15 protein-coding genes are annotated in these 16,669 nt (G+C 61.4%); 7 read left to right on the top strand and 8 right to left on the bottom strand.

All coding sequences use genetic code 11. From position 1 onward, the window contains the following. The first annotated feature begins 6 nt into the window (after window positions 1–6). The 7 genes from ptsP to msbA all read left to right on the top strand — a co-directional run bounded on the left by ptsP (window position 7) and on the right by msbA (window position 9,358). Window positions 7–1,746, top strand: a complete 1,740-nt coding sequence (gene ptsP, locus BR71_RS07620; RefSeq protein ID WP_043635140.1) for a phosphoenolpyruvate--protein phosphotransferase — start codon at window positions 7–9, stop codon at window positions 1,744–1,746. Between the two features lie 19 nt (window positions 1,747–1,765). Continuing rightward, on the top strand, window positions 1,766–2,848 hold the full coding sequence (rfaQ, locus tag BR71_RS07615) for a putative lipopolysaccharide heptosyltransferase III (RefSeq protein ID WP_043635351.1): 1,083 nt from the start codon (window positions 1,766–1,768) through the stop codon (window positions 2,846–2,848). Further along, window positions 2,845–3,999, top strand: coding sequence for a glycosyltransferase family 4 protein (locus BR71_RS07610; RefSeq protein WP_043635136.1), 1,155 nt, complete (start codon window positions 2,845–2,847; stop codon window positions 3,997–3,999). The genes rfaQ and BR71_RS07610 overlap by 4 nt, the downstream gene beginning before the upstream one ends. 157 nt (window positions 4,000–4,156) lie before the next feature. After that, window positions 4,157–5,131, top strand: a complete 975-nt coding sequence (locus BR71_RS07605; RefSeq protein WP_162179200.1) for a glycosyltransferase family 9 protein — start codon at window positions 4,157–4,159, stop codon at window positions 5,129–5,131. Then, window positions 5,124–6,449 (top strand): O-antigen ligase family protein, encoded by a 1,326-nt coding sequence (locus tag BR71_RS07600; protein ID WP_043635126.1) that lies wholly within the window; start codon window positions 5,124–5,126, stop codon window positions 6,447–6,449. The genes BR71_RS07605 and BR71_RS07600 overlap by 8 nt, the downstream gene beginning before the upstream one ends. Continuing rightward, window positions 6,442–7,545 carry a glycosyltransferase family 4 protein gene (locus tag BR71_RS07595; protein ID WP_043635123.1) on the top strand — a complete coding sequence of 368 codons (1,104 nt, stop codon included), beginning with the start codon at window positions 6,442–6,444 and terminating at the stop codon, window positions 7,543–7,545. Before BR71_RS07600 ends, BR71_RS07595 begins: the two co-directional genes overlap by 8 nt. Before the next feature lie 52 nt (window positions 7,546–7,597). Next, window positions 7,598–9,358: a lipid A export permease/ATP-binding protein MsbA gene (gene msbA, locus BR71_RS07590; RefSeq protein ID WP_043635121.1), complete on the top strand. Its 1,761-nt coding sequence runs from the start codon at window positions 7,598–7,600 to the stop codon at window positions 9,356–9,358. Window positions 9,359–9,427: 69 nt separating this feature from the next. Here the strand turns inward: msbA and BR71_RS07585 are convergent, their stop codons facing one another. From BR71_RS07585 to BR71_RS07550, 8 genes are all read right to left on the bottom strand, one after another. Further along, the gene (locus BR71_RS07585; protein WP_231138282.1) at window positions 9,428–9,811 is read right to left on the bottom strand and encodes a type IV pilus assembly protein FimV; all 384 of its coding nucleotides are present in this window, start codon (window positions 9,809–9,811) and stop codon (window positions 9,428–9,430) included. A 197-nt stretch (window positions 9,812–10,008) separates the two neighbouring features. After that, window positions 10,009–11,088 (bottom strand): 3-dehydroquinate synthase, encoded by a 1,080-nt coding sequence (gene aroB / locus BR71_RS07580; protein ID WP_043635120.1) that lies wholly within the window; start codon window positions 11,086–11,088, stop codon window positions 10,009–10,011. Window positions 11,089–11,090: 2 nt separating this feature from the next. Beyond that, window positions 11,091–11,651, bottom strand: a complete 561-nt coding sequence (gene aroK / locus BR71_RS07575) for a shikimate kinase AroK (RefSeq protein WP_043635119.1) — start codon at window positions 11,649–11,651, stop codon at window positions 11,091–11,093. Between the two features lie 70 nt (window positions 11,652–11,721). Further along, window positions 11,722–13,845, bottom strand: coding sequence for a type IV pilus secretin PilQ (locus BR71_RS07570; protein ID WP_043635118.1), 2,124 nt, complete (start codon window positions 13,843–13,845; stop codon window positions 11,722–11,724). Beyond that, window positions 13,842–14,360, bottom strand: coding sequence for a pilus assembly protein PilP (locus tag BR71_RS07565; RefSeq protein ID WP_043635115.1), 519 nt, complete (start codon window positions 14,358–14,360; stop codon window positions 13,842–13,844). The genes BR71_RS07570 and BR71_RS07565 overlap by 4 nt, the downstream gene beginning before the upstream one ends. 12 nt (window positions 14,361–14,372) lie before the next feature. Continuing rightward, window positions 14,373–14,987 (bottom strand): type IV pilus inner membrane component PilO, encoded by a 615-nt coding sequence (locus BR71_RS07560; RefSeq protein WP_043635113.1) that lies wholly within the window; start codon window positions 14,985–14,987, stop codon window positions 14,373–14,375. Continuing rightward, window positions 14,984–15,574, bottom strand: coding sequence for a PilN domain-containing protein (locus tag BR71_RS07555; RefSeq protein ID WP_043635110.1), 591 nt, complete (start codon window positions 15,572–15,574; stop codon window positions 14,984–14,986). The genes BR71_RS07560 and BR71_RS07555 overlap by 4 nt, the downstream gene beginning before the upstream one ends. Further along, window positions 15,574–16,611 (bottom strand): pilus assembly protein PilM, encoded by a 1,038-nt coding sequence (locus BR71_RS07550; protein ID WP_244269598.1) that lies wholly within the window; start codon window positions 16,609–16,611, stop codon window positions 15,574–15,576. Before BR71_RS07550 ends, BR71_RS07555 begins: the two co-directional genes overlap by 1 nt. Between the last annotated feature and the right edge of the window lie 58 nt (window positions 16,612–16,669).

Raw genomic sequence — 16,669 nt, 5'->3', positions numbered from 1 at the left:
GGGACGATGAGCATCATCCTGCACGGGGTGGCCATAGGCGGCGGCATTGCCATTGGCCGCGCCCATTTGATTTCGCGCAGCATGGACGATGTCGCGCACTATCTGCTGGAAGACGAGGAAGTCCCGGCGGAGTTGGCGCGCTTTGACGAAGCCATCCGCGACACCCGCAAAGAGCTGGAAATGCTGTGGGGCAGCATTCCGGAGAACGCGCCCGCGGAGCTGGGCGCTTTCCTGTCTTTGCACATCATGCTGTTGGGCGACGTCACCATCTCGCGCGAGCCGCGAGAAATCATCGAAAAACAGCGCTGCAACGCCGAGTGGGCGTTGAAGCTGCAATGCGAGTCCTTGGTCGAGCAGTTCGACGCGATCGAGGAAGATTATCTGCGCGAACGCAAGAACGATGTGCTGCAAGTGGTGGAGCGCATCTTCAAGAACCTGGACGGCGACGTGCCGCAACTGCCGGCGCCGGAAGACCTGGTCGACGACCACATTCTGGTGGCGCATGATCTGTCGCCGGCCGATATGGTCTATTTCAAGGACTCCAACTTCGCCGCCTTCGTCACCGATGTCGGCGGGGCCACTTCGCATACCGCGATTTTGGGACGCAGCCTGGATCTGCCGTCGGTGATCGCCTTGCATCACTCGCGCGAACTGATCCGTGAAGACGAGTTGATCATCGTCGACGGCCTGCAAGGCGTGGTGATCATCAATCCTGACGATTTGGTGCTGGCTGAGTACCGCCGCCGGCTGCGCGCCTGGCGCGACGCCCGGCGCAAGCTGTCGTCTATCCGCAAGTCCAACGCCAAGACCCAGGACGGCACCGCGATCGAACTGCTGGCCAATATCGAGCTGCCGCAGGACGTGGAAGACGTGCGCAAGTCCGGCGCGGTGGGCGTGGGCCTGTTCCGCAGCGAATTCCTGTTTCTGGGCCGCGACACTTTGCCGGACGAGGACGAGCAGTACGAGGCTTACCGGCATGTGGCGGAAACCATGAAGGGTTTGCCGGTGACCATCCGCACCATGGATTTAGGCGCGGACAAGAACCCGAAATGGCTGAACCACGCGGTGGCGGACAATCCGGCGCTGGGCCTGACCGGCATTCGACTGTGCCTGGCCGAGCCGCTGATGTTCCGCGCGCAATTGCGGGCGCTACTGCGCGCCTCGGTGCACGGCAAGATCAAGGTCTTGTTTCCGATGGTGAATTCGCTGCCGGAGCTGAAGCAGGCGTTGGCGCAGTTTGAATACGCCAAGCAGGAGCTGCGCGAGGAGAAGATCGCCTATTCGGAAGAGATCGAAGTGGGCGCGATGATTGAAATTCCGTCGGCGGCGCTGGTGGTGGGCAGTTTTCTCAAACATATCGACTTCCTGTCGGTGGGCACCAACGATTTGATCCAGTACACGCTGGCGATCGACCGCAACGACGATTCGGTCAGTCATCTGTACGATCCTATCCATCCGGCGGTGTTGAAACTGATCCTGCACACCATCAAGGCCGGCATCAAGGGAGGCGTCCCGGTGTCGGTGTGCGGAGAGATGGCCGGCGACGCCAGGCTGACGCGTTTGCTGCTGGGCATGGGCCTGCGTAAGTTCTCCATGCATCCGGCCAACCTGCTGGCGGTCAAGCAACAGGTGCTCAATACTCATCTGGATCAGATCGCGCCGATTGCGGCGCGCATGCTTAGAACCGAAGACCCTGATAAAATCGCCGATCTTTTGCAACAACTGAATGCCGAGCCGGGCGCCTGATCCTGCTTTTTCCTTTCTTATGCTGAACGATCCCATCGACCTGAACGCCGTGCGGCGGGTGCTGGTCATCAAGCTGCGTCACCATGGCGACGTGCTGCTGACTTCGCCGCTGTTTTCCGCGCTGCAGCAGCAGGCGCCGCATCTGGAGATCGACGCGCTGGTCTACCATGACACCCGGGAAATGCTGAGCCTTCACCCGGCGATTGCGCAACTGCACACCATAGACCGCCACTGGAAAAAACTGGGGCTGCTGGGCCAGTGCCGCGCCGAGTTGGGCTTGCTGAGCCGTTTGCGAGCCCGTGGCTATGATCTGGTAATCACGCTGACCGAGCATAATCGCGGGGCCTGGCTGGCGCGCTTGCTCGCGCCGCGCTGGTCGGTGGGGCCGCAGGGCCCTTATGGGCGCTTTTTCAAGAAGAGCTTTACTCACCGCTATCTGCAGGTGCCGGGCAACCGCCGCCACACCATTGAGATCCATTTGGATGCTTTGAGGCGGATCGGCGTTTATCCGAATGAAAGCCAGCGTGAGCTGGTGCTGGTGCCGGGGCACAACGCAGAGGCCACGCTGGCGGCCAAGCTGGCCGAGCGCGGTTTGCGGCCGGGCGCGTACATTCTGGTCCACCCGACCTCCCGCTGGTCGTTCAAGAGCTGGCCGGTGGAAAAAATGAGCGCGCTGATCGACGCCTTGAGCGCGCGCGGCGAGCAACTGGTGCTGTCGGCCGCGCCGGGCGAGGAAGAAATGGCGATGATCGCCGACATCGAGGCACGGCTGAAGCGACCGGTGGCGAGCCTGGCCGGCGCGTTGAGCCTGAAGGAACTGGCGGCGGCGATAGATCAGGCGCGCTTGTATATCGGCGTGGATTCGGTGCCCATGCATATCGCCTCGGCAATGAAGACGCCTTGCGTCGCCTTGTTCGGTCCGTCGGGGGATGTTGAATGGGGCCCGTGGCAGGTGCCGCACCGGGTGGTGTCGGAGCCTGTGCCCTGTCGCCCCTGCGGCAACGCCGGCTGCGGCGGAGGCTGGCAGAGCGAATGTCTGCAGCGCATCAAAGTGGACGCAGTGCTGGCGGCGGTGGACGCGGTCTTGAAGGAGAGCGCATGAAGCGGCTGGCGATTATCCGGCAGAAATACAACCCGGCGGGCGGCGCGGAACGCATTGTCAGCGCCATCGTCAAGCAATTGCAGGCCGATGGCGAATTCAGCCCGTTGTTAATCAGCCGCAATTGGGAAAGCCTGCCGGGCGTGGACACGGTGAGGGTCAAACCATTCTATCTGGGCAGTGTTTGGCGAGACTGGAGTTTCGCCCGCGCCGCCCGCGCGGCGTGGCGGCAAGCCGGCGCCGACCTGGTGCAATCGCACGAGCGCATTCCCGGCTGCCATGTGTTTCGCGCGGGCGACGGCGTACACGCCGCCTGGCTGGACGCGCGGCTGGAAGGGGCGCCCTGGTGGCGACGGCTGAGCACCTTTTGTAATCCTTACCACCATTTCATGCTGTGCACCGAGCGGGCGATGTTCCAGCATCCGGCGTTGCGGGCGGTGATTTGCAATTCGGAATTGGTGCGCGACGACGTGGTGGGCCGTTTCGGCGTGGACCCGCGGCGCTGCACAGTGATCCGCAATGGCGTGGATAGCGACTTTTTCAATCCGGCGGCGGCGCGCGAGCAGCGGGAAGCGCTGCGCGAGCGATACGGCATTCCACAGACGGCGCCGGTGTTGGTCTATGTGGGCTCCGGCTTCGAGCGCAAGGGCGTGGCGCAGGCGTTGCGCGCCATCGCGCCCCATGCCGCCGTGCATTTGGTAGTGGTGGGCGGCGACAAGAAGTTGGCGCGCTATCAACGGCTGGCTACGCAATTGGGCGTGTCCGAGCGGACGCACTTTACCGGTCCGCAGCGCGATGTACGCAGCCATTACGGACTGGCGGACGGTTTCATTCTGCCAACGCTGTACGAGCCGTTTGGTTCGGTGGTGATTGAAGCGATGGCCTGCGGCTTGCCGGTGTTGACCAGCACGCGTTGCGGCGGTGCCGAGTTGCTGGAGCCGGGTGTTACCGGCTGGCTGGCCGAGGCGGGGGATGCAGCCGCCTGGCAAGACAATGTGGCGGCTTGGCTGGCCGCGCGCGCGGACTGGCCGCGTAGCGGGGAGCTTGCGCGCACACGGGTGGCGGACTTGAGCGAGAGCAATATGGTGGCGCAGATGTTGGTCTTGTACCGGAATCTGTCGTCCGGCGACGGCGAGCGCGGGGCTTGCGCATGAAGGGCTGGCGATGAGGCCGGGACGTTTCCCAGGGCGTTTGCTGATTTTTGCGGCGCTGTTGTTGCGGCTGCCTTGGCAATGGCTGCGCCGTAAACCGGACCCTGAGCGAACGCGCCGGGTATTGATCCTGCATCAGTTTCTGCTGGGCGACGCCTTGATGGCGACCAGCCTGCTGGCCAAAGCGCGCGAGCGCTTCCCCAAGGCGGAGATTGTGCTGGCCTGCCCGCCGGGACAAGCGCCGCTGTATGAAACGCGACCCTATGGGATTCGACCGTTGCCGTGGCAGCCGCGTGATTTTACCTCGATCCGGCGTTTGTTCGCTGAAGAGCGTTTCGACATGGTCTACCTGATGGGTGAAAACCGGCTGAGTTTTCTGGCGCGCGCGATTGGAGCCCGCTGGATAGTGGGCTTTGCAGGGGAGGCGCCGCTTTACAAGAATTGGCTGCTGGACGAGGCGGTGCCGTACGCCGGGGAGCCTGAAGCCTGGACCGATACCGCCGCGCGCTTGATCGACGGACCCGAACCCAGGCCGTTTCGTTTACAGGATTGGCCGACATCGGCAGAGAGCCTGCCATCGTTGCCGGCCCGTTTCGTCGTGCTGCATGTTGGCGCGAGTTCGGCAACCCGCTTCTGGCCGGCATCCAGTTGGAACCGGGTCGCCGCGGCTGTCCGGGCTTGCCGGTGCGTGGTAGTGTGGTCATGCGGGCCAGGGGAGCAGCATTTGCTGTCGGCCATAGAAGTGGGGCCGGATGACCTTGTTATGGCAGGCACGCTGAGCCTGGCGCAATTGCGTGATGTTTTGAGTCGTGCCAAAGCCTGCGTATGCCCGGACACTGGCATTGCGCATCTGGCCAAAGTGGCGGGCACGCCCTTGCTGATGCTGTTTGGACCGGGCAGCGAAACCTTGTTTGGCGCGAGCCGGTTTTTCGCCGGCTTTACCTGTGTTGGCGTCGGCCCTGCATGGTTTCCTTGCCGCAATCAGCGCAGCGTGCATTATCGCGACGTGGATTGGGCTCTGCGTTGTTTTAGAAAATTTGGAAATCAGGCCGGCGAATGCCGCCAGGCGCAGTGTATGGCTGCGATACCTGTCGGGCAAGTGGCCAAGACTTTGGAAAAACTTCTGCATGAATAATCATCTGGGTTGTGAGCCGCGCTGGCATGGCCGCTTGGCCATCGGTCTGTCCTTGGCGTTTTTGACCTTGGCGAATGTGTCCCACACGATTGCGTTGCGCTATGTGATTTTGCTGGTGATGCTGATCCTGGTGGCGAAAAACCATGCCGAACTCAAAAGCTGTTGGCGCGACCAGCGTGGGCCACTGATGGCCATGGGCGCGTTCTTGCTATACGCGTTGTTTCACACCCTATTGCTTTCAATGTGGCCGGAAGCTTCCGCCGGCGAGTTCCGCAGTCAGTTATTGATGGGGGGGGTGTGGTTTGCCACGGGTCTAGCCTTGTTCCATGCGCCTCGGCGCTGGACGATTTCCGACTTGGTCATCGTCGCCGGCTGTGTATTGGCCTTGGCCGAGTTTATCCGTGGTGCGTATGTCTATCTGACTACGGGCCTGTGGCCGTTCAATAATGATGTGTTCACCACCGCCACCAAGCTGGAGTTCACCTTCTTCATGAATTTTGTGCTGGCCTTCATTGTGGCCGCGTTTTGTTTCGGGCAACGTGGGCCCCAGCCGCTCACATTCTTTCCTCGCTGGGCGCTGTGCTTGGCCGCGGCTTTGATTCTGTTTGTCAGCCTCAAAGCGGGCGCGCGCAACGGCATGATTGGTATCATTTATCTGATGCTGTCCATGCTGCTGGTTTATTCAGTGTTTGAAGGCGTGAAAATTGGGTGGGGCAAAACCCTGCTTATTGCCAGCCTGGTCTTGGCTGCCTTGGGAAGCCTTGCCGCATATGCGATCAAGCAAGACAGTCGAAATCAAATATTTTTTGAGTCGGCGACCGCGGGTTGGCATTATGCAGACACCAAAGCTTGGCTGCGTGTAGCGCCGCTACCCAAGTTGTCTAATGGTGTGATTGTGGATGGCTCTGCTTATGAGCGAGTAGCCTGGATTCATAGCGGTCTTGACCTCATCGCGGCCAAACCCATCGGCTATGGCTATAGCCGCAACGCCTTCACCAATGCTTTGACTGCGACGGGTCATCCCAATCAGGTTGGTCACAGTCACAGCGGTTTCATCGATCTGGGTGTGGGCTTGGGCGTGATTGGCATCGCGCTATGGCTGGCGTTTTGCGGCGTGCTGATCTGGACCGGGTATCGGGCCTTCTGTCTTCGGCGCGATACGCTGGGGCTGGTGTTGATGTTGGTCACTTGCGGTTTTCTTGGGCGCATGTTGCTGGAAAGCGTGAACAAGGATCATATGCTGCATATCTTCCTGTTCACCGCCGCCGCCTTGTTGGCGGAGCTGAGACAGCGTGAGAAAGACGCCGCGCATGCGTGATTGGGTGCTGTTCACCGAGTCCTCCCCCAATGTGGGTGGGCAGGAACTGCAACTGATGCAGCAGATGCGCCTGCTGGGGGAGCGCGGCTTTCGCCCGGTGCTGGCCTGCCGACCGCAGACGCGGGTGATGGAGGTCGCGCGTCAACGTGGGTTGGAGGTGTTGCCGCTGCGTTTTCGCAACAGTCTACATATGCCTTCGATCTTGGCCTTGAGCGCCTGGATGCGCCGTCATCGTCCGCGGCTGGCCATCTGCCATAGCGGCCACGACAGTAATAATCTGGCCATTGCAGCGCGGCTGATGGGCCGTGACCGGCCTTTCCTGCTTCGCTCGCGCACTTATCAACCCGGCCAGGCTTCGGCTTGGAGCTATAACCAGCTGATGGACGCAACCATGTTGCCCAGCGCTTATCTCAAGCGTTGTTTGCTGGAGAATCCGGCGATCCTTCCCGAAAAGCTGCACGTGGTCTATCCCGGCATCGATTTCAACGTTTTGGATCAAGCGGCCTCGTTGCCTTTGCCGGCAGAGCTGGAGCAGTGGCTGTCCCGTTCTTCCGGTCCTTTGCTGGTGCAAGCGGCGATGCTGCGCGGGGAAAAAGGGCATAGGACGGTGTTGGCCGCCTTGGATTTGCTGCGTGACAAGTGGCCGGACGCGCGTTATTTGATTGCGGGAGAAGGGCCGGAGCAGCAGGCGATCACGGAGCTGGCGCGCAGCTTGGGTTTGCAGGATAGGGTGTTGCTGGCCGGCGTGGTAAGTCCGGTGGCCGCCCTGCTGGCACGCGCCGATCTGGTGTTGATGCCGTCGAGCTACGAGCCCTTGGGCATGTCTCAGATCGAGGCGCTGGGCCTGGGCGTGCCGGTGATCGCCAGCGACACCGGAGGCATTCCCGAGACCATGAGCCATGGCGAGACCGGCATGTTGGCGCCGCCGGGAGACGCCCCCGCCTGGGCCTCTGCGATTGATCTGGCGCTGAGCCAGCCGGCAATGATGAAAATTTGGGCCCAAGCCGGACGCGCCGATGTGCGTTCGCGCTTTGCGCCGGAACAAAACCTGCGGCGCATCCTGGAACTCAGCGGCATGAGCGCGCCGGGGATGTGATGCTTTGACTGATCACCGCCCCGTGGGTGCGGGTGTTGAACGATAGGAACGAATGAAGAATTCTTTGCAAAGCAATTGGGCGATTTATCGCCGTTTGCTGGGGTATTTGAGCTGCTACTGGAAGGTCTTTCTGATCTCGCTGGTGTCGATGATGGTGGCGGCCTTGACCGAGCCGGCGTTTGCCCACTTGATGAAGCCCTTGATCGACAACGGTTTCGTCAACCGTGATCCGCATGCGATCACCTGGGTGCCCTTGGCCATCATCGGGGTGTTCGCGGTGCGCGGTGTTACCAGCTTCATCAATGAATACACTTCCAGCTGGTTGACCGGGCACCTGGTGCAGACGCTGCGCGAACAGATGTTCGCCAAGATGCTGCGTCTGCCGGTGCAGTACTATGCCGACAATCAGTCGGGCAGACTGGTGTCGAGGATCTCCTACGACGTCAATCAGGTGACCGAGGCCGGCTTCAGCGTGATTACGGTTACGGTCAAGGACGGGGTCACCGCGATCAGCCTGCTGGCTGGGTTGTTGTATATCGATTGGCAGCTGACTCTGATCTGTCTGCTAGTGTTGCCGGTGGTGTCTTTCTGCATGCGGATAGTAGGCAAACGGCTGCGCAATCTATCGCGCGAGAATCAGCAAAATATGGCTTTATTGACCCAGGTATTGGGCGAGGGCATCAACTGTCAGCGCGTGATCAAGGTCTATGGCGGCGAAGCGCGCGAGAGTGAACGTTTTCACCTAGCGGCGGCGGCGATTCGCCGCAACGCGGTCAAGCAGAGCGCGGCAACGTCCGCCAACACCGGCGTTACTCAGCTGATGATCGCTTGCGCCTTGGCCGCCATCCTGTATTTCGCCACGCTGCGCGCTCAGGACGGCGCTTTCACCGCCGGCGATTTCATGTCCTTTTTGACTGCGATGATGTTGCTGTTCGCGCCGGTCAAGCGCATCACCGGCATTGCCCAGGCCATGCAGCGCGGCTTGGCTGCGGCGGAGTCGGTCTTCGATTTTCTCGACTTGCCGGAAGAGCCCGATCACGGCCGCACCGCATTGCCGCGCACCCGCGGCAAGTTGCAGCTGTCGGGAGTGAGCTTCGGCTATCCGGCGGCGGAGCGGCAGGTGCTGAGGAACATTAATCTGCAGGCTCAGCCCGGCGAGACCATCGCCTTGGTGGGGTCGTCCGGCAGCGGAAAAACCACTTTGGTCAGCCTGATACCGCGATTTTACGATCCGGACGGCGGCGAGATTCGTTTGGACGATGTGCGCTTGCAGGACATGCCCTTGAGCGATCTGCGCCGGCACATCGCCATGGTGAGCCAGGATGTGGTGCTGTTCAACGACAGCGTGGCGGCCAATATCGCCTACGGCGAAGCGTCGCACAGTCGCGAAGCAGTGGTAGAGGCGGCGCGCGCGGCTAATGCACTGGAGTTCATCGAGGCGATGCCGGACGGTTTCGACACCCTGATCGGTGAAAACGGCGTACGTCTGTCCGGCGGGCAGCGCCAGCGCTTGGCGATTGCCCGCGCCTTGTTGAAGAACGCGCCGCTGTTGATTCTGGATGAGGCGACCTCGGCCCTGGACACCCAGTCCGAGAGGTTGGTGCAGAGCGCGCTGGAAAATCTGATGAAGAATCGCACTACCATCGTGATCGCCCATCGTTTGTCCACGATAGAAAACGCCGATCGCATTGTGGTGATGCATCACGGGGAGATTGTCGAAGAAGGCTCGCACGCGCAGTTGCTCGCGCGAGGGGGGCTCTACGCCAAGCTGCATAGCCTGCAGTTCAAGGATGAGGATGCTGCCGCTGGCTGAGCGTTTACGGTGGTGAAAGCAAATCGGCCAAGGCGGATGCCTTGGCCGATTTGTTATGTGGACTGTGATTCAGAGCTTGGCTTCAAACAGCGGGTCTTGCGGCGCTAAGCGGCGGCCGTTCTCCTGAATGGTGTGCCAAACCGGCTGGCCTTGCACTTGCGACTGAACATCGCGCGCCAACAGGCAATAGGCTTCGCGATTGCATTCGCTGGAATAGGCCCGCAACAATGTGACTTTGGCCGGCAGATCGTCCGGATTGTCGCGCAGCGAATCTTTCAGCACCCGAACCGCATCGCGGGTACGGCCGTAGGCGAGGAAAACTTCCGCCTCGCCCACCGGATCGATGCCGCGCTGGCACGGCTTGGTGTAACGTATTTTCTTCCAAAAGAATTGCAGGGCGTAATATCCCGCCATCAGTCCAAAACTGGCGGCAAACGCGCTCAACGCTACCATGTGGCTTCTCCCCTTCCGCTTTGCAACGACTTGGCCTCGCCGGCGGCTCCCCGATATTGTGCGCTCTGGCTTCAAGCTTTGCGCGGGGCTGTCCTGCCGGCCTTCTCCATCTCCGGTAGATTCATTATTCTGATGAAGCGGCGCAAGCGGCAATCCGTAGAAATCCTTACCGGATCTGTACCGATGCCGTTTGAGCATTAACTATTTCTGTCCAGTATTTTCTCGAGTATTGCAGAAGGCAGGCCGGCCTGAATAGTGGCGCGTCCCAGTTGTTGCAATAGCACAAATCGGATGGTGCCCGCTTCCACCTTCTTGTCGTGGCTCATCAACTCCAGCCAGCGCGCCAGCGGCATTCGCGGGCTTTTGACCGGGAGGCCGGCGGCGGCCACCAGGCCGCGCACGCGTTCGACGTCCGAGGAGGATAGCCAGCCCAGTTCGGCAGAGGCGGCGGCAGCCAGCACCATGCCGGCGCCGATGGCTTCGCCATGCAGCCAGGCGCCGTAGCCCAGGCCGGCTTCGATGGCGTGGCCAAAGGTGTGGCCCAGGTTGAGCAGGGCGCGCACGCCTTGCTCCTTTTCATCCTGGCCGACGATGTCAGCTTTCATCTCACAGCTGCGCTTGACCGCATGCTGCAGCGCATCGGGGTCGCGCGCGCGCAGGCGCGGCATGTTTTCCTCCAGCCAGCCTAGGAAGACTGCGTCGCCAAGCAGGCCGTACTTGATCACCTCGGCGAGGCCGGCGGACAACTCGCGTTCCGGCAGCGTGTCCAGCAGCGACATGTCGGCGATCACCGCTTTGGGCTGGTAGAACGCGCCTATCATGTTCTTGCCCTGCGGATGATTGATCGCGGTCTTGCCGCCGACAGAGGAGTCGACTTGCGCCAGCAGAGTGGTGGGAATCTGGATGAAGGGCGCGCCGCGTTGATAGCAGGCGGCGGCGAAGCCGGTCATGTCGCCGACGACGCCGCCGCCCAGCGCGATCAAGGTGGTCTTGCGTTCGGCGTTGCGGGACAGCAACGCGTCGAAGATCAGGTTCAGCGTGCTCCAGTCCTTGTGCTGCTCGCCATCCGGAAGCACAACGCTGAAGGAATCGATCCGGTGCCGGGCCAGCGCTTGTTGCAGCCGGGCGAGATACAGCGGCGCCACGGTCTCGTTGCTGACGATGGCGACCTTGGGCAAGGGCAGGTGGGGAAGCAGCAACTCGACCTGTTCCAGCAAGTCCCGGCCAATGTGAATCGGGTAACGGGTGTCGGGCAGGATCAGGTCGAGGGTAATCACAATCAGCTTCCTTGTTCGGGGCGGTGTTTGGGGGGGAGGCCGGATAGCTGCTCCATCAGGCGGGCAACCAACAGGCTGACATTCTGCTGCGTGGTGTCGACGACGATGTCGGCAACTTCGCGGTATAAGGGGTCGCGTTCCTGAAACAGGCTTTCCAGCTTGCCCCTGGGGTCGGCGATCTGCAGCAATGGACGGTTTTTGTCGTGCAGGGTGCGGGCCAGCAAATCGTCTATGGTGGCGCGCAGATAGATCACGGTGCCGTGAGCGGCCAGGCAAGCGCGGTTTTGCGGACGGATGATGGCGCCGCCGCCCGTGGCCAGAACGATGTTGTCCAGGCGGGCGAGGTCGGCGATGACCGAGGTTTCCCGGTCTCGGAAGCGCAGCTCGCCTTCGATGTCGAAGATGGTCGCGACGCGCACGCCGGTCCTGGCCTCGATCTCGTGGTCAGAGTCGTAAAAGGTTTTGTCGGTGCGCCGCGCCAAAGCTCGGCCAACCGTGGTCTTGCCCGCGCCCATCAAGCCGACCAGAAAAAAATTGCCTGCCGGTTTCTCCATGGCAGGCATTGTAGCCGAGCTTGGCCGCTCTGTCTTTCGGCGTTGCAGCAGCGCCTGGGGCGCTGCCGCGACCGGGATTTTACTGATTATTGCCGCTTAGGTCCTCTACCACGCGCGGTGTGATGAAGACCAGCAATTCAGTGCGGTTGTCGTACTTCTGCGAACTGCGGAACAGGGCGCCCAGGAAGGGAATATCGCCGAGCAGCGGCACTTTGTTGACGACGTCGTTGATCTGCTGCTGGTAAATGCCGCCGATGACCACCGTGCCGCCGTTCTCCACCAGCACCTGAGTGTTGACCTTCTTGGTGTCCAGCGCCGGTGTGCCGCCCACGGTCAGCGTTGGGCTGACGCTATCCTTGTTGACCTTGATGTCCAGCATCACGTGGTTGTCCGGCGTGATTTGCGGCTTGACGTTCAGGCTGAGCACCGCTTTTTTGAACGAGGTGGAGGTCGCGCCGCTGGACGAGGCCTCCTGATAGGGGATCTCCGTGCCTTGCTCAATGGTGGCTTCTTGCCGGTCCGCGGTCATGATGCGCGGACTGGAAATCACCCGTCCCTTGTTCTCGGTTTGCAGCGCCTGTAATTCCAGGCCGATGATGGCGGACTTGCCCACGCTATAGAGCGCAGTCAGCGAGCCCGCAGGATTGGTGATTGGCAAATTGACGCCGGGAGCAATGACATAGGGTGTTTGCGCGGCGCCGCCCACGATGCCCAGGCGGCCATTGGCGTTGGTGATGGCGTTGCCGAGCCCGCCGCCGGAAATAATGCCGGTGCTGCCTACGCGGTCGAAGGACAGTTTGACGCCCAGATTGCGGCTCCAGTTGTCGGTGGCCTCGACGATGCGCGCCTCAATCAGTACCTGTTTCACCGGCACATCGGTCTTGCCTATGATGTCGCGGATTTTGTCTATGGTGCTGCCGGTGTCGTTGATGATCAGCGTATTGGTTTTGGGATCGATCAGCGCGCTGCCGCGCTCGGTTAGGATGCTTTCCTTCTTGCCGGTGGTGTTCGTGCCGTCTAGCACCTTTTTGAAATCCTCCGCCGAGCGGTAGCGCAGCACGAAGGTTTCCGAGCGCACCGGTTCCAGCGTGGCCAGTTGCTGCCTGGCTTCCTGTACCTGTTTGTCGCGCGCCAGCAACTCTTCGCGCGGCGCGATCTGAATGATGTTGCCGGCGCGGCGCTGGTCCAGGCCCTTGGTTTGCAGGATCAGGTCCAGCGCCTGATCCCAGGGCACGTCTTTCAGCCGCAGCGTGATATTGCCGCTGACCGAGTCGCTGGTGACGATGTTGAGGCCGGTGAATTCAGCGATCACCTGCAAGACGGTACGCACTTCGATGTTCTGGAAGTTCAGGGACAGCTTGTCGCCCTTGTACTGCGGCTTCTGGTTGCTGTCGGCGTTGGCCGCGGACTCCAGCGCCGGCCGGCGGATTTCGACGACCAACTGGCCGTCGGTCTGGTAGGAGGAGAAGTCCCAGTCGCCTTGCGGTTGAATCTGGATGCGGCTGTTGCCGCCCTGATTGCGGGCGTCGATCTTGGACACCGGGGTGCCGAAGTCGGACACATCCAGGCGTCGCTGGTTCTGCCTGTCCAGTTGAGTGCCCAGCACGTCCACCAGCAATTGTTTGCCTTCGCGGCGGATATCGACCGGGGTATTGGCGGACGGCAGCTTGATCTCCACCCTGCCTTCGCCGTTCTTGCCGCGACGGAAGTCCAGCGCCAGCGGCTGAGCGCTGGCGATCTGGGCCTGATTTGGGCGTGCGGCGGTTTGCGGGTTTGCCGCGGGGCGCTCCACCGGCGTGGCGGCTTGCGCGGCGTTGCCCAGATTGGGATTCAGCGTGACCCGCAGCGTGTTGCCGGCCACGCTGCTGCTGTACAGCGCGTTGCGGCTCAGGCTCAGCACCAGCCGGGAGCGGCCGTTGGCTTCCACCGCCACCGCTGATTTAACCAGCGGGCCGCCGAAGTCTTGCTGCGGCTTGGCCATCTTGACGCTGGCGCCCGCGAAGTCGAAGGCGATGCGCGGAGGGTTGGCGATGGCGAAGCTGTTGGGCTGGACGGCGGGGCCGTCAAAGCTGACTTGCAGCACCTGTTGGTCGCCGTCGCCGTTGGCCAGCTGGATCGCGGTGATCGCCGGGCCGGCGTCGGCGAAACTGAACAGCAGGGACAGGCCCAGCCCGGACAACAGTTTGATGGAGTGCTTGCTCATTTGTTTTGCCCTTGTTCGTCCAGGTACATGCTGGTGTTGCGCTGCACCCATTCTCCGTTCAAATCTTCCACGGTTTCAGTCAACTGGATGTCCGTGTCGCCGACTTTCTTGATCTGGCCGAAATTGGGCCCGACGAAATTACCGGCCTGAACGCGGTAAATCGCGCCTTCCGGCGTGCGTACCAGGCCGTAGTTGGCGCCGCCGCGACGGATGACGCCAACAATCTTCAACTTGTCCAGATCGTAGTTTTCCAGCGCTTCGCGCGGCCGCTTCATGTCCGGCGCGTTTGCCAGGTTCTGGTTCTTGGCCGCGGCGAGTTTCTGCGAGTTGAAGGGGTCTAGCAGGTCAAAGGCCTGATAGGCGAACGGCCGGTAGGGCTGAGCCTGAGGCAAAGGCTCGATCTGGCCGCGCAGGCCCTGGGTGTTGGTTTGCATCCACTGGCGCAGATCGTCGGTATCGCTGCTGCCGCAGGCGGCGAGCAGCAAGGGCAGTAAGCAAGCGAGAGTTCTTGTCATGGGTTTTGCGGCTCACTTGTTGGCGGGGGCCGGCTGTATGGCCCGCTCCTCGGGCTCCAGCGCCCGGAAGGTCTTGGCGGTGGCGTCCATGGTCAGGCGCGCGCCCTTGGCGTCCGGCGTCAGGCTGATATCGGCGATGGTGACGATGCGGGACAGCTGTGCCACATCGCTGACGAAGGCGGCCAAGTCGTTATAACTGCCGGTCAGGCGAATGGTGATCGGTACTTCCGCCATCTCGGCCGTCTTGATTTCCGGATTGGGCCGGAACAGCTCGAACTGTAGCCCGCGGCCGATGCCGGCTTGGTTGATCTCAGTCAACAGCGTGTCCATGTTGGATTTGGTCGGCAGTTGCTTGAGCAGGGCGCCGAAGGAAGCGTCGATCTCCTTCAATTGCTGTTGCAGCGCATCCAGGTTGACTGCTTGGCGTTTCTTGTCGACGTATGTCTGTTTGAGCTGTTCCTCCTGCTGCTTGGCGCCGTTGAGGCGGTCCAGCTCATCGCTGAGCACAAAGAAATAACCAAGGCCCACGAAGCAGGCGACCAGCAGCGCCAGCGCGATGACCTGGCCCTGCAGTGGCCAATTGGTGATGTCCTTGGGGTCTAGCGTGCGCAATTCGTCCAGCGTCATGGTTTGGCTCCGTGGGCGGCGGCGGGCTGGCCGGTTTTGGGCGGGGCGGCTTCGCGCAGGCTGCAGTTCAGGGTGAATTCGTTGGCGCGTTGGCCATTGACGCTAGAGGCTTTGACTTCCACCAGTACCGGCGCGTCAAAAACACTGGATTGCGCCAGGCTGCGCATATAGTTGGAAACGCGAGCGCCAGACAGCGCGTAGCCGGACAGCGTGAACTGGTTGCCGGTCTGCTTGAAGCTTTTCAGGTAGACGCCATCCGGGGTTTGGCGGACGAGTTGGTCAAAAACATGCACGCCCTCGTTGCGGCCCTGTTCCAGCCGCTCCACCAACTGCTTGCGCGACAGCAGATCGTCGCGTTGTTTTTTCAAGGTGCCGATATTCTTGATCTGGCTGTCCAGCTTGGAGATTTCGCCTTGCAGGAAATCGTTGCGCTGTTGTTGATGGGACAGGCGGCCGCCGATGATCAGATAGCTGAGCACCACCAAGGCCAGCGAGGCCACCAGCGTAAGTCCCAGCATTACTTGGAAGCGCAGCCGGTGCGCTGCTTTTTTCTGTTCGCGGTGCGGGAGGAGGTTGATGCGTATCATCAGTCGAACCTCCGCATGGCCAAGCCACAGGCCACCAGCAGCGCCGGCGCGTCCATCAGCAGTTCCTTCAGACGGATATGGCTGGATTGCACCATGGTGCTGAACGGGTTGGCGATCATGGTGCTGATCTGGGTACGGCCGGCCACCGCGTCGTCCAGGCCCGGCAGCATGCTGCAGCCGCCGGCCAACAGGATGTAGTCGACGCGCAGGTATTGCGACACGCTGACCGTGGTGTAGAAGAACTGCAGCGCGCGCTGTATCTCCTGCGCCAGCGAGTCGACGAAAGGATGCATCAGTTCGGACTCATAGCCGTCCGGCAGGCTCATCCCGCGTTTGCCGCTTTCCGCTTCTTCGTAGCTGATGCCGTAGCGGCGCTGGATGTCGCGCGTCAATTGCTGGCCGCCGAACACCTGCTCGCGGTAATAAACTTGCTGGTTGTTGCGGATGACGTTGCAGTGGATGCGGGTGGCGCCGATGTCGAACAGGGCGAAGGTCTGGTTCATGCCCTGTTCCGGCAACTGCTGCTCGACTTGTTCAAAGGCCGTCATCATGGCGAAGGACTCGACGTCCACCACCTGAGCGCGCAGGCCAGCCATCTCCACCACCGCCACGCGCTCTTCCACTTTTTCCTTGCGGGCGGCGCAAAGCAGCACTTCCAGATCGTCTATGCTGGACGGCGCCGGCCCCAGCACCTGATGGTCCAGGTTCACCTCTTCCAGCGGGAAGGGAATGCTCTGATTGGCTTCGGATTCGATCAATTCCGCCAAGTTGTCGGTCTGGCTGACCGGCACCAGCAGCTTCTTATAAATCGCCATCGCCGTGGGAATGGCGATGGCGACATGGCGGGTGGGGCTGCCCAGCCGCTTCCAGGCGCGGCGCAGGGTTTCCGCTATGCCTTCGATGTCCACCAGATTGCCGTCGCTGATGGCGTCTTTGGGCAAGGTTTCAATCACATAGCGCTCAACCTGGCAATTTTTACCCGAGCGGGATAGCTCCACCAATTTGATGGCGGTGCTGCTGATATCCAGTCCCAACATTGGAACATTTTTAGCCTTCCCCAATCCAAGTTGTTCTAGCCAGGGAGGGGCGGATTTG

The sequence above is a fragment of the Chromobacterium haemolyticum DSM 19808 genome (genome assembly GCF_000711885.1).
GTDB lineage: Bacteria > Pseudomonadota > Gammaproteobacteria > Burkholderiales > Chromobacteriaceae > Chromobacterium > Chromobacterium haemolyticum.
The sequence above is the reverse complement of the archived record's forward strand: the minus strand, read 5'-3'. Positions and strand labels throughout refer to the sequence as shown.